Source organism: Reyranella sp. (assembly GCF_965279465.1).
Taxonomy (GTDB): Bacteria; Pseudomonadota; Alphaproteobacteria; order Reyranellales; family Reyranellaceae; genus Reyranella.
The window spans coordinates 3,905,259-3,917,817 of the sequence record NZ_OZ257242.1; the positions used below are offsets into that span (position 1 = coordinate 3,905,259).

10 protein-coding genes and 1 other RNA gene are annotated in these 12,559 nt (G+C 66.7%); 3 read left to right on the top strand and 8 right to left on the bottom strand.

Annotated elements, in window-relative coordinates; translation table 11 throughout:
- Positions 1 to 9 precede the first annotated feature (9 nt).
- The 4 genes from recR to ffs all read right to left on the bottom strand — a co-directional run bounded on the left by recR (position 10) and on the right by ffs (position 3,034).
- Positions 10 to 603: a recombination mediator RecR gene (gene recR / locus ACQY8M_RS19125; RefSeq protein WP_428675100.1), complete on the bottom strand. Its 594-nt coding sequence runs from the start codon at positions 601 to 603 to the stop codon at positions 10 to 12.
- Between the two features lie 148 nt (positions 604 to 751).
- On the bottom strand, positions 752 to 1,081 hold the full coding sequence (locus ACQY8M_RS19130; protein WP_428675102.1) for a YbaB/EbfC family nucleoid-associated protein: 330 nt from the start codon (positions 1,079 to 1,081) through the stop codon (positions 752 to 754).
- On the bottom strand, positions 1,081 to 2,838 hold the full coding sequence (locus ACQY8M_RS19135; RefSeq protein ID WP_428675104.1) for a DNA polymerase III subunit gamma/tau: 1,758 nt from the start codon (positions 2,836 to 2,838) through the stop codon (positions 1,081 to 1,083). Before ACQY8M_RS19135 ends, ACQY8M_RS19130 begins: the two co-directional genes overlap by 1 nt.
- Positions 2,839 to 2,939: 101 nt before the next feature.
- An RNA gene (gene ffs, locus ACQY8M_RS19140) (signal recognition particle sRNA small type) lies at positions 2,940 to 3,034 on the bottom strand.
- 481 nt (positions 3,035 to 3,515) lie between these two features.
- Here ffs and ACQY8M_RS19145 point away from each other — a divergent pair.
- Both ACQY8M_RS19145 and ACQY8M_RS19150 read left to right on the top strand, forming a co-directional pair.
- Positions 3,516 to 4,733, top strand: coding sequence for a YcaO-like family protein (locus ACQY8M_RS19145; RefSeq protein ID WP_428675106.1), 1,218 nt, complete (start codon positions 3,516 to 3,518; stop codon positions 4,731 to 4,733).
- Between the two features lie 192 nt (positions 4,734 to 4,925).
- Positions 4,926 to 7,016, top strand: coding sequence for a BTAD domain-containing putative transcriptional regulator (locus tag ACQY8M_RS19150; RefSeq protein WP_428675108.1), 2,091 nt, complete (start codon positions 4,926 to 4,928; stop codon positions 7,014 to 7,016).
- Here ACQY8M_RS19150 and ACQY8M_RS19155 read toward each other — a convergent pair.
- The 3 genes from ACQY8M_RS19155 to ACQY8M_RS19165 form a co-directional block, all read right to left on the bottom strand.
- Complete coding sequence (locus tag ACQY8M_RS19155) at positions 7,006 to 7,479, bottom strand: hypothetical protein (protein ID WP_428675110.1); 474 nt, start codon at positions 7,477 to 7,479, stop codon at positions 7,006 to 7,008. The genes ACQY8M_RS19150 and ACQY8M_RS19155 overlap by 11 nt on opposite strands.
- A 50-nt stretch (positions 7,480 to 7,529) precedes the next feature.
- Positions 7,530 to 9,317 carry a hypothetical protein gene (locus tag ACQY8M_RS19160; RefSeq protein ID WP_428675112.1) on the bottom strand — a complete coding sequence of 596 codons (1,788 nt, stop codon included), beginning with the start codon at positions 9,315 to 9,317 and terminating at the stop codon, positions 7,530 to 7,532.
- Between the two features lie 279 nt (positions 9,318 to 9,596).
- Positions 9,597 to 10,313: an SDR family NAD(P)-dependent oxidoreductase gene (locus ACQY8M_RS19165; protein ID WP_428675114.1), complete on the bottom strand. Its 717-nt coding sequence runs from the start codon at positions 10,311 to 10,313 to the stop codon at positions 9,597 to 9,599.
- Between the two features lie 193 nt (positions 10,314 to 10,506).
- Here ACQY8M_RS19165 and ACQY8M_RS19170 point away from each other — a divergent pair, with 193 nt between their 5' ends.
- Complete coding sequence (locus tag ACQY8M_RS19170; protein WP_428675116.1) at positions 10,507 to 11,649, top strand: sensor histidine kinase; 1,143 nt, start codon at positions 10,507 to 10,509, stop codon at positions 11,647 to 11,649.
- On the opposite strand, the gene ACQY8M_RS19175 is transcribed toward ACQY8M_RS19170, so the two are convergent.
- The gene (locus ACQY8M_RS19175; protein ID WP_428675118.1) at positions 11,621 to 12,550 is read right to left on the bottom strand and encodes a Gfo/Idh/MocA family protein; all 930 of its coding nucleotides are present in this window, start codon (positions 12,548 to 12,550) and stop codon (positions 11,621 to 11,623) included. The genes ACQY8M_RS19170 and ACQY8M_RS19175 overlap by 29 nt on opposite strands.
- Positions 12,551 to 12,559: the final 9 nt, after the last annotated feature.

Consider the following 12,559-nt stretch of genomic DNA (forward strand, 5'->3'; position numbering starts at 1 on the left):
GCTTCCGCGTCAGAGGGCGCGCCGCGCCTTGAGCGCGGTGGCCAGCGTGCCGTCGTCCAGCCAGTCGAGCTCGCCGCCGACCGGCACGCCATGCGCCAGCCGCGTCACCGGCACCCCGCAATCGGCCAGGCGGTCGGCGAGGTAGTGCGCCGTGGTCTGGCCGTCTACGGTGGCGTTGGTCGCGACGATGACCTCGCGCACCGGGCCGTTCTTCACGCGGCGCAACAGGCTGCCGATGTTGAGCTCGTCCGGCCCGATGCCGTCGAGCGCCGACAGGGTGCCGCCCAGCACGTGATAGAGGCCGGAGAATATCCTGCCGCGCTCCATCGCCCACAGGTCGCCGATATCCTCGACGACGCAAAGCAGCCCGGCATCGCGACGCGGGTCGGCGCAGATCGAGCAGGGGTCGATCGTGTCGAGGTTGCCGCAGGTCGAGCACGGCCGGATCGCGCGCGCCGCGTCGGCCAGCGCCGTGCTGAGCGGTTGCATCAGCACCTCGCGCTTCTTCAGGAGATGCAGCGCCACGCGGCGGGCCGAGCGCGGTCCCAGCCCCGGCAGCCGGCCCAGCAACTGGATCAGCCGCTCGATCTCGGGTCCGTTCATCGCCGGGAGAGCGGCACTCCGATGCCGCTCTTTTCATGCTCATGCTCTTCCGGACCGCGAGCATCCTGCTCGCTCATGATCATGAGCGAGCAGGATGCTCGCGGTTCGGAAGAGCATGAGCGGCACGGGAGTGCCGTGCTCCCGGAGATCACAGCTTGAAGCCGGGGGGCAGCGGCAGGCCGCCGGTGATCGACTTCATCTGCTCCTGCACGGTCTCCTCGACCTTGCCGCGCGCGTCGTTGGCGGCGGCCACGATCAGGTCCTCGACCACGCCCTTGTCCTCGGGCTTGAACAGCGAGGCGTCGATCTCGACCCGGCGGGTCTCGTTGCGGCCGTTGACGGTGATCTTGACCAGGCCGGCGCCCGAGCTGCCGACGATCTCCAGCCGTTCGAGCTGGTCCTGCAGCTCCTTCACCTTCTGCTGCATCTGCTGGGCCTGCTGCATCAGGCCGCCGAGGTCCTTGAGCTTGTCGAACATCAGTACTCGCTTTCCGGTATGTCGTCGTCGGCCGGGTACTCCTCGGCCGGGGGTGGTTCCTCTGGGGGGACGCCGTGAAGACCGGCAACCAGGGACGCGTCCTCGCCCTTGCGCCGCACCGCCTCCAGCCTGGCGCCGGGGAATGTCTTCAATATGGCCTGCACCAGCGGATCGGCTTCGGCCTTGCTGCGCAGCGTGTCGGCATTGGCCGTCTTCTGCTGCGACAGGGTCGGCTTGCCCTCGGCGCTCGACACCGAGGCGATCCAGCGCCGGCCGGTCCATTTGCCGAGCAGCTCGCTCAGCCGCGGGGCGAGGTCGGTCGGTGCCGACGGCTCGGGCCGGAACTCGATCAGGCCCGGCTCGCAGCGCACCTCGTGCACGTGATGCATCAGGGCGTTGACCATCCGCGGCTCGCGCCGGGCCTCGAACAGGGCAACGACCTCGGTAAAGCTCCGGGGATTGGGCAGCGGCTCGGCCTCGGCCGGCTGGGCCGCTATGGCCGACGCCGGTTGCGGGGCGAGACGGGCCACCACGCCACCGCTGCCTCCACCGCCACGCGGCGCGGAAGCGGCGGACGGCGCCGCTGCCGGCGTGCCGCCGTTCTGCAGCGCCTTCAGCGCATCGGACGGCGAAGGCAGGTCGGCGGCGTAGCAGAGGCGGATCAGCGCCATCTCGGCGGCGCGCACGGGCGAGGGCGCGTTGAGCGTCTCCTGCAGGCCTTTCATCAGCATCGACCAGGCCCGTGTCAGCGAGGCCATCGACAGCTTGCCGGCCATGGCGAGGCCCTGCGCCCGCTCGCTGTCGGCGTTGCCGGCACCGGCCTCGGGGGCGACCTTCAGGCGTGTCACCCAGTGGGTGAGCTCGAGCAGGTCCTGCAGGATCACGACCGGATCGGCGCCGGCATCGTGCATCTCGCCCAGCCCTGCGACGACCGCCGCGGCGTCGCCGCGCATGGTCCTCTCGAACAGGTCCAGCACGCGGCTGCGGTCGGCCAGGCCCAGCATGTCGCGCACCTGCGCGGCATCGACCACGCCGCCGCCATGGGCGATCGCCTGGTCGAGCATCGACAGCCCGTCGCGCACCGAGCCGTCGGCGGCACGGGCGACCAGCGCCAGCGCTTCGGGCGAGATCTCGACTTTCTCCAGCTCGGCGATCCTGCCGAAATGCGCGACCAGCACGTCCTGCGGCACGCGCTTCAGGTCGAAACGCTGACAGCGGCTCAGCACCGTGACAGGCACCTTGCGGATCTCGGTGGTGGCGAACACGAACTTCACGTGCGGCGGCGGCTCTTCGAGTGTCTTCAGCAGCGCGTTGAAGGCCGCCGTCGACAGCATGTGCACTTCGTCGATGATATAGACCTTGTAGCGCGCCGAGACCGGCCGGTAGCGCACGCCCTCGATCAGCTCGCGCGCGTCGGCGACGCCGGTGCGCGAGGCGGCATCCATCTCGATCACATCGACGTCGCGATCCTCCTGGATCGACACGCAATGCTCGCAGACGCCGCAGGGATCGACGGTCGGTCCGCCCGTTCCGTCCGGTCCGATGCAGTTGAGGGCGCGCGAGATGATGCGGGCGGTGGTCGTCTTGCCGACGCCGCGCACGCCGGTGAGCATGAAGGCGTGGGCGATGCGGCCGGTCGCGATGGCGTTGCGCAGGGTGCGCACCATGGCTTCCTGGCCGACCAGGGTGGTGAAATCGACGGGGCGGTACTTGCGGGCGAGGACCCGGTAGGGAAGCGATTCCTTGGCTTCCGGCATGGCACCCCCGACCCGTAGCTGTGCGCCGTGGCCCCTTCAGGCCCGGCGGTCGTCGCGCCCGGGCTGCCCGCGCCCCCGGCGGCGGCGCACGCCTGGCGACAGGTGAGAGACCGGCATGACCCGAAGCGAATTCGTTACGGCTGCTTCCTTCCGGATCTGACCGGGTTGGCGACTGCTCCGCCCACACCGGCCCCTCGAGGCGGTTATATCAGGAGTCGGGGCGGCCGGCGCAAGGGGAGAGAGTCGGTTCCGGATTGGGCGCTTCAGGCCGAGGTGGTCCGTACCAGCGCTCCAGATGGCCGGATCGGACCTGCGGGAAGCGGTCCAAGAAATGCGAGTCAGATCAAGCCTGCGCGTGTTTGCGGCGATCACGCCATGTAAGTTTGTGCACGCTGGAAGACTCGGTGTAGGGCCGGCATTCCGTCGCGCTGTTGGGAGAGACCATGACATATCGCGATTCCGCTGCCCTCGGACCTGCGAACACCGCCTCAGGGGAAGCGCAAACCTGCTGCGACTGGGGCTCGAACCGGGTTCGTGGCTTCAGCGGCGCCTCCAAACATCTCCGAGGGAGGGCGGCATAGACGGAACTGCCGGCGGCGCATCCCATGGTCCGATCCTCGCGCTCCCCCGAGTTCCGCCTGGTGCCGCTCGAATTCTCGTCCCGGACGGGGAAGTCGTTGCTCGAACGCGCCCGTAGGATGGCCGGCGAATGGACCATCCAGGCCGTCCCGCGATTCGAACGCCTGTTCCGTCTGGTCTCACCTTTCGCGCCGGGGCTGGCCTTCGTCGGCGGGCAGCTTTCCGCCACGCCGTTCGATCCAGCAACGCCGTCCTCCGTCCGCCTCAGTGTAGGCGGCACGGCCACGTCCATGGCCGCGGCCCTCGTGTCCTGTCTCGGCGAGGGATTGGAGCGCCTGTCCCAGGTGGAACGCCGCGGCGACGCCGCTCCCTACCGTCCGGCCGCCGAGGACCGGGTCGGCATCGACGCGACGATTGCAGACTGGCTAGTGCGCAGCTTTGGCGACATTGCAGCCTCGGATCACGGCGCGCTCGACTGGCGCGCCGTCGTCGAAGCGTCGACCGGCCGCAGAAGCGTCGTGCCGGCCGATCTCTGTCTCCGGCGAAGCGAGGGTGTTCGCCGCCTGCCCCTGCGTTGGCCCCTCAGCATCGGTTGTGCGGCGGGCGCCACATCGGATCAGGCGGCCTCGCGGGCGGTCCTGGAGCTGGTCGAGCGCGATGCGGTCGCCTTGTGGTGGCGAGGGGGCCGGCGCGGTCGTCCGGTCGCGTCCGACGGGCCGGTTGCGCACGCCTCCGCACGCCTGTTGGGCACGCTGCGCCGCGGCCAGGGTTTCCGGTCCACCCATCTGCTCGACATTACCACGGAGCTGGAAATCCCCACTCTGGCGGCCTTGTCCATCAACCCGGACGGGCGCGGCCTCGCCGTCGGTTTCGCCTGTCGCCCATCGGCGGTCGAGGCAGCCAGGGCCGCGATTCTCGAAATGGCGCAGGTCGAGACGGCGTTCGCCCTGATCGGGGCGAAACTGGCAGAAGGCGGACCGGCGGCCCTCGACGAAACCGACCGACGGCAACTGCAGTGCGGGGCATTCGACGCGGCGGGCTGCCCCTTGTGCATTCCCGTCGGCAGGCCGCGAGCCTGGACGGGAAAATCCGCCAGGGACGGCGCGGCAAGGGTTTTGGCCTCGCATTTGCGGTCGAATGGCATCGAGGTCTGGCTGAACGACCTCACGCGGCGCGACCACGGCATCGCCGTCGTGCAAGCGATCGCGCCGGGCCTGCAGCCGTATCCCTCCTACCTCCAAAGTGACCGACTGCTGTCGACGATTGCAATTCACGGAGGCGGTGACCAGTATTGCGCTGGCATCGAGATCGACTAGTGTCGTTCCGGTTGCGAGTTTCGCCACGCCGCCTTGCCTGCATCGGCATCGTGAAGAACTTCGCAACGGGGGTATTCTGGATTCAATTTGTGCTCGTGCCCGTCGATTCCGAAAGTCGCTTGGTGTGGCGATAGGGGAACTTGGCAAATTTCGGAGTGGAGGCACGCGCGTTCGAGAGGACTACCACGGGGGATGAGGGGAGCGACGACCCACAACGCGCGTAGGGGAACGAGCCGGGATACGGCCGGCGCGCAACTCGCAATCTCCACGACCGGAGGGTTCTCCCTCGCCCTCTCGGGCACCCCTGTCGACGTGGTCGGCCACAAGACCAAAGCGGTATTGGGATATCTCGCCGTCGGCGAGCAGGCGGCCGAGACCCGCGAACGACTCGTCGGCCTGTTCTGGAGCGAGGCGTCCGAGGCCCATGCGCGCGCCTCGCTGCGCCAGGTCCTGCACGAAATTCGTCTCGTCTTTCAGGCGGCAGGCTTCGACGGCCTGCAAGCCGACAAGCGCTCCATCGCGCTCGAACAGGCCCGCATCAAGGTCGACCTGCACGATATCGTCGAGATGGCCCAGGCCGGAAAGGTTCATCCGCGGTTTCGCGAGACGGCCCGCCTTCCCGAAACCTTGCTCGCCGGGTTCGAGGATGTCGATTCCGCCTTCCGACTCTGGCTTTTGGCCAAGCGTCAGGCGTTGCACGATCGGCTGCTGGTGGCCTTCGAAACGGCGATGCGTTCCGCCGAGCCGGGGTCGGCGTCGGAGTCGGAACTCGCTCGCGCGATCATGTCGCTCGATCCCACGCACGAGGAGGCCTGTCGAGCGTTGATTCGCGCCAGCGCCGGCCGCGGTGACTTCGGCGGAGCGATGCGCCTGTACAAGTCGCTATGGGATCTGCTCGACCAGGAATTCGACGTCGAGCCCTCGGCCGAAACCCAGGCCCTGATCGTCGAAGTCCGCAACGCAACGGCGGACGATCGCCGGCCGGCCGGCAAGCCGCTTCCGCGCGTGCCAGCGATAGCAGCCGGGAACACTCCCGCGGCGGGACGCGATCTCATTCTCAACATTGGCGCCTTCGACTCCTCCGCCACGCAGGAGAGCCAGCGCTACATCGTGAACGGATTCCGCCACGAGCTCGTGGCGAGCCTCGTGCGCTTCCGTGAATGGCGTGTGCGCGACGGTTCCGGGAGCTCCGGGCCCGTCGATGCGGGCAGCGAGGAATACCGCATCGACGCCAGCGGGATGTCGACGCCGACCGACATCCGGCTCGTCCTGACGCTGCGCGAGGCCCGGACCGGCGTCTACGTCTGGAGCGACCAGTACCGCATCACGCTGTCGAACTGGTTCGAGGCCCAGCAGGCGATTGTCCGGCGCATCGCCGTCGGCCTGAACATCCATCTTTCGGCGAGCCGCTTGAGCCGCTTCACCACCGAGCACGGCGCTTCTCCGCACGTCTACGACCGCTGGCTGAGGGCGCAGGAGATGATCCTCAAGTACAGCCCGCGGGCATGGGCCCAAGCCACCGAGATTTTCCGGACAACGATCGTGGACACGCCGAACTTCTCGCCGGCCTACAGCAGTCTGGTGCAGATCAACAATACCGCTCCCTTTGTCCATCCCGGCACCTTCCGCACGCCGCAACGCGACCAGGAGACGCTCGAACTCGCCAAGCGGGCGGTGGAGCTCGACCCGATCGACTCGCGTGCCCAGCTCGCCATGGGTTGGGCCTATGCGGTGACCGGCAATTTCGCGACAGCCGGAATACACATGGAACTGGCGCTTGAGCTCAACGAATACGACCCCTGGACCACCACCTCGCTCGGACTATTCTACGCCTTCACCGCCAGGCCGGACAAAGCCCGTCAGCTGGTGCGGCACGCCCTGAACCTCGCCCCGAATCCGAGCGTGACCCAATGGGTTTACGCCTCGACGATCTTCTATACCACGGGTGACTATCGTGACAGTGTGATTGCCAGCCAACGCTCCGGCGATGCCATCTGGAGCAATGTCGCCTGGCGTGCGGCGGCGCGCTTCCAGCTCGGCGAACGCGAGCCGGCGCGCGAGGAGATGCGCCGTTTCTTCGACGGCCTGCGAAGGCAATGGACGGGGGAGCAGCCGGCGACCGAAGCCAACATGACCCGGTGGCTGCTCCACCTCTATTCCATCGAGCACAAGGAAACCTGGGAGCACCTGCGCGCCGGGCTGGCCGGCGCCGGCGCTCACGTCGATGGGACCCGCCACGGTACGTACGTGGGCGCGTCGCCCCCGCAACCCATCAGGCGGTGAGACGAATGATGTAGTCGCCGATGCGCTGGGCGTGGAAATCCAGGCTCTCCTTCTTTCCCTGGATGTTCAAGATCGAGCCGAAGCGTTGATTGTAGAAGTTCGGAACGGGGTAAAGCCCGCCCGCCTCCAGCGCGACCTCGGTTTCTTTGATGGCGTTCGCGGGCGGAATCCTCAGGATGAATTCGTTGTCCTTCTGTAGGATGACCCGCATTTCCGTGAAGGAATTCGGCATCGACAGGCCGACACCTGCCGCTTGGCACTGGTCTTTGAAATCCTGGATATCCTTGGGCACGCTCTCCGGATTTCTGGACCATGACTTGATGAGGTTACCCCACTTGATATAGTCGACGACGTCCATGCGTGGTGATTGTGGCATGGCCGGCCCCGGCATCGCCGGGCCGAGCGCGAGGGCCGGTTCGGCCTTCGCGGTTTCCCCTTTTGTCGTCGGTTCTTGCTTTGGCATGTCGTTCTCCCTCCGTTGGGTTGGTGACCCGAGAAAAGCCGTCGAGCGGCCTAGATGAACTTCGGTCGTGCGTCCTGCAGTCCGTGCATGTCGGCGACGAAGGCAATGACGTCGCTCATGGTGTCGAGCCGGGGATACGCCGGCAGCCACGGCTCGTCGAAGACATCCCGGCCTAACGACTCGAGCGCCTTGTCGAGGGGGACAGGTCCGTCACCCGGCATCAACGGGTCCTTGCTCAAGATTCCGAAGATCGCCTCGGCGATGATGATCGATCCGAGCAGGCCGAAGCGCGCACCTTTGCCGTCTTCGCGGGCCTCGAACATCAGGAAAAAGGGAAGCGGCGGATCCTTGGCCAGTGTCTCGCGCTCCGCGACCGTCATTTCGAAGCCGGGAAGCGGAAGCTGGTGCTTCAGCAGCCATTCCTCGAGGGCTTTCTCCCGACCGGCTTGGTCGGCCAAGGGCCAAGTCTCGAAGAGCTTCGCCACGGGCGACCCATCCCCTGAAAGACGCCTTATCAGCGCCGGAACGGACCACAACCCGGCCAGCGCGGCGGAAAGCATGTCGCGATAGGCGAGGCCGGACTTGGGTGATCCACCCACGTCCACGCCGTCGATCGGCGGAAAGACCTGTTCAGTCGCCAGCGGCGGAGCGTAGTGGGGGCCCAGAAGGATGCTCATGTTGGCCGGCGGCTTCTGACCGTCGATGTCGAAGAGGAACGACCACGCCGCTGCCCAGTTTTCGGGAAGCGGCATCTTCGCCGCCTGATTCACCGAATTCTCCGACAGGATCTCCTGCAACAAAAAGGGAAAGAAACTCCTTTCGTTGAGGCTATATCCGTCACCCCGAATCATCGAATGGCACACCCGTAGCGCGCCATGTGTCAGCTCGAGCGGAACGGCATCGTCGAACCCGTCGACGAAGGGCGGATCGGTTACATTGTAGAGGCGGTAGATCTCCGGATGAAGGAGCCGCTTCAGCACATCGAGACGGATTACGTTGCGCAAGATGAGAGTGGTCGCCATGCGTGCGTAGAAATAGCGGTTGAACGCCGATTCCGCGTAGCGGGAGTGCGTCGGCATTCCGTTCGTCTTCTCAACCAAACCGTTGTGCAGCAGGTGAAAGACGACCGTGAGCTGCGAGATGATCGCATGGTCGTCGTTGCGCGGGTCGCCCACGATCACGTCGGGCAGGCCCGGCAGCGCGGCAGACGTGATCGACGCGTTCACGTTCTTGCTGATGTCGTCCACGGACTTCGTCAGATTGACGCGCGCGAGATCGCGAAAGGGGCAGGAGAACTCCTTCTTGGTGTCGAGTGGACCCAGCCTCAGGTGAGTGAGCGGAGCCCTAGGCGTCGTGCTATCCCCGGTCCGGCTCGGCTCGTACAGCAAGGGCGATTGCTCGGGACCTCCACCGTAGATCGACTCGAGGCGGAGCTTCGCCGAGCGATTGTTGTTGAGCGCTATCCGCCCACTGTTGATGCGGCCCAATGAACTCACGCTGGCCACGAGGTCGTGGGCGATGAACTGCATCAGGTAGCCGTAGCCGGACGAAACACCGGGATTTTCACTGGCCGAATCGTCGCCTGTAACCTGGCGTTCGAGAGCGTAGGCGAGTTTCGCCAGCGCCGTTCGCAGTTCGCCCTGATTCTGTCCGTCGATCGGCCGGCCGTGGAAACGAAAGGTCTCTTCTGGGCCGGGCTTGCGGATAAGGTTCCGGAAACCGCTGCCGATCAACCGGTCGCCGGTACCGTGGGGAAAAACAGTCTCGAAGTCGACGCCGGACTTACCGGGCGGAGTGCTGCCCGACTTCGCGATCGAAAACAACCCATGCCCGTTCATTTGCCCGCCCCCAATTTTGGCTTCCGACGCAGACAATAGCCATCCGGCGTTATTGCAGCGTGATTCCGTTCGGTGCACCAGTTTGGGGGGCGAATTTCTGCCTTAACGCTCGCGTAACATCACGGGTAGACAGCCCCCGCCCAGTACCCGCGATCGTTGCATTGCCATTCAACAGCGGTTGCAAGGTTCATCGAAGTTCTTGCCATGCTGACACTCCGATAACGGTGGGCCTTTCGCTCCAAGCGGCCAAGCACCAGATCGGCTACAAACCTTCGCCACTCAATGCGCGAAGTAGTGCATGCCGCCGTCGACCGGGATGACCGCGCCGGTGATGTAGCGGGCGGCGGGGGAGGCGAGGAAGGCGACCAGGTGGGCGACGTCCGACGGCTCGCCGAAATAGCCGATCGGGATATTGCGCTCGATGAACAGACGCCGCGATTCCTCGGTCGGATGAAGCTTCTCGCGGATCTGCTCGCTGTCGATGCGGCCGGGCTGGATCGTGTTGAGCGTCACGCCGTCGGCGGCGATATCGCACGACAGACCCTTGGCCCAGAGATGCAGCGCGCCCTTGGCGGCGATGGCGGCGTTGAGGCCGCGCGGCTCCATCGAGCCGCTGATGTTGACGATGCGGCCCCACCTGCGCGCGCGCATCGCGGGAAGCAGCGCCGTCGTCAGCTTGCGCACGGCGGTGAAGTTGAGCGCGAAGGCCTCGTCCCAGACATCCTCGCCGGAGTGGGGCGTGGTCGGCCGGGAGCCGCCGGCGCAATTCACGAGGATGTCGACCGGACCCAGCGCGGCAACGCGCTCCAGGTCATCCGAGCGGGTCACGTCGGCCGCGACGGCCGTCACGCCCGCGAGGCGTTCGATCTTGTCCGCCCGCCTCGCCGTTGCCACGATCTTGGCTCCCTGTGCCGAAAGAAGGCGCACGATCCCCGCGCCAATTCCTGAGCTTGCCCCGGTCACGAGGCATGTCCTGCCCTCGAGTTCGTATTCCATGCGGCTTTAGAGCGTGACAGGCGTGCCCGCGGCAAGGCCGGATGGCTCGAAATCGCGGTCGTGCGCTGCCGTCTCGAATTTGGTCCTTGTCCGGGCGAATCGAAGCCGCTATCGCCTTCGGATGCCTCCACTCACCGGCGGTCAAAAGCCGGTCGTTGAACCCGGCTCTTCCCAGGATTTCGCTGAGCCGACCGTGCCTGCGTTGCGGCAGCGTATCGTTCAGCAGGAGCTTCTGGCTTCCCTGGGGGTGACGGCGCTGCATGGAGCCTCGTTCGACGAATTGCTCCACAGCACCGCACGCATGGTGGCGCAGGGATTGCGGGCGGATTTTTCCAAGGTCCTCGAGTACATCCCGTCGGAAAACCGTTTCCTGGTGCGCGCCGGCGTCGGCTGGCAGCCGGACGTGGTCGGCGTTGCGACCGTGGGGGCGGACCTCGCTTCCCCGGCCGGCTACGCGCTGCGCACGGGAAAGCCGGTGATCTCCAATCACCTCGAGAACGAGGAGCGCTTCCGGACGCCGGAGATCCTGCGCCAGCATGGCGTTCACCGCGCCATGAACGTCATCCTGCAGGGCGATGGGCGGCCGTTCGGCGTGCTCGAGGTCGACAGCCGCTCGGACGACGAGTTCGTCGAGCATGACCTCGCTTTCCTGCAGGGCGCGGCCAATCTGCTCGGCATGGCGATCGAGCGCGAGCGGCACGAACGAAGCCTGCGGGCCGCGCTGGATCGTCACCAGGTTCTGCTCGACGAGATGAATCACCGGGTCAAGAACAGCTTGATGATCGTCTCCAGCATGCTTCAGCTGCAGGCGAGCGACGTTGGAGAGGCGGTGCTGACGCAGCATCTCACCGAGGCGGCACAGCGCGTGACCGCGATCGGCCAGGTGCATGACCAGCTCTCGCGCGGCGCCGATGTCGAGCGGATGGACATCGGCCGCTATGTCGAAGCGGTCTGCAGGGATCTCGACGCCAGCGTGCCGCAATGCGCCATTCGCAGCGAGGTCCAGCCGGGCATCGAGATCGCCAGCGATCGCGCCATCTCGACCGCCCTCGTCGTGAACGAACTGATCGCCAATGCCGCGAAATACGCTTCCCCCGGCCGGTCCGGCGGCGAGATCCGGGTGCGGATTTCAGCCGAGGACAACGCCGCGTTCGTCATCTCGGTGCGCGACGATGGCGAGGGCCTTCCGCCCGATTTCGATCTTGCCCGGCCGAAGGGGCTCGGCATGCGGCTCGTCACGACGTTCGTCGGCCAGCTCGGCGGCACCCTGGCCGTTCACGCCCGCGAGCCGGGCACCGAGTTCGTCGTCACGATCCCGCGCCAGGCGCCGCGCTGATCGCACGCCTGACGTCGAGCGACAGGGTCAAGGCCTCGATCGCGCGATCGGCGTCGAGCACCTTTGGATCGGCCCGGCCGGCGATGCAGTCGACGAAGCGGCGGAGCTCGATCTCGAAGGGATTGCCGCCTTCCGCCGCCACCGGCCGCGGCGGCGACTTGCCTTCGGCGATCGTGAAGGCAACGCGCGGTGGGCCGTTCTCGAAGACCTGCTGCAGCTCGAAGGCTGCGTCCTCGAACAGGGCGCGGAAGCCGGCGGTGAACGGCATTCCGGTCGGCATCAGGCCGCTGGCAGCGATCGTGGCGTGACGGCCGTCGGCGTAGTCGAGGAGGGCGGTGATCCCGCCTGTGCCGGCGGCGGAGACTCGTGTCGGCTTGCCCATCAGCCAGGTCGCGAAATCGAGATCGAAGGTCATCAGCTCCGTCGTCGGATCGCCGTAGTGCGCCTTGCGATCGGGCGCATCGGGACGGAGGTAGGAGCCCAGCCGCCAGGTCGAGAGGCCGAGCAGGCGGCCATGCACACCGGACCCGGTGAGATCCTTGATATGCCGGTACTCGGCGACCGAGCGCATCAGCAGGCCGACCTGAAGCAGGCGGCCAGCACTGCGGGCAGCGTCGCGCATGGCGTGCGCCTCGTCCAGGGTCAGCGCCATCGGCGTCTCGCAGAAGACGTGCTTGCCGTGCGCAAGAGCGGGGATCGCGAAGCGGGCGTGGACCGCGCTCGGCAGGCAGATGTCGATCGCGTCGACCTCGCGATCTTCGAGCAGGGCTTGCACGCGCGCATCGTCGCGCGCCGGGACCTCCACCAGCTCGACATCGGCCAAGGCGACATAGGCGGCCGCGTGCGCGCGGGCCATCGCGCCTGCGCCCAACAGCGCGATCCGGGTCCTGCCGCGTTGCATCCACTCCCC

Coding starts and splice junctions, on each gene's coding strand:
- ACQY8M_RS19130 (WP_428675102.1), bottom strand. CDS start 1,081: ATGTTCGACAAGCTCAAGGACCTCGGCGGCCTGATGCAGCAGGCCCAG.
- ACQY8M_RS19160 (WP_428675112.1), bottom strand. CDS start 9,317: ATGAACGGGCATGGGTTGTTTTCGATCGCGAAGTCGGGCAGCACTCCG.
- ACQY8M_RS19150 (WP_428675108.1), top strand. CDS start 4,926: ATGAGGGGAGCGACGACCCACAACGCGCGTAGGGGAACGAGCCGGGAT.
- recR (WP_428675100.1), bottom strand. CDS start 603: ATGAACGGACCCGAGATCGAGCGGCTGATCCAGTTGCTGGGCCGGCTG.
- ACQY8M_RS19155 (WP_428675110.1), bottom strand. CDS start 7,479: ATGCCAAAGCAAGAACCGACGACAAAAGGGGAAACCGCGAAGGCCGAA.
- ACQY8M_RS19135 (WP_428675104.1), bottom strand. CDS start 2,838: ATGCCGGAAGCCAAGGAATCGCTTCCCTACCGGGTCCTCGCCCGCAAG.
- ACQY8M_RS19175 (WP_428675118.1), bottom strand. CDS start 12,550: ATGCAACGCGGCAGGACCCGGATCGCGCTGTTGGGCGCAGGCGCGATG.
- ACQY8M_RS19165 (WP_428675114.1), bottom strand. CDS start 10,313: ATGGAATACGAACTCGAGGGCAGGACATGCCTCGTGACCGGGGCAAGC.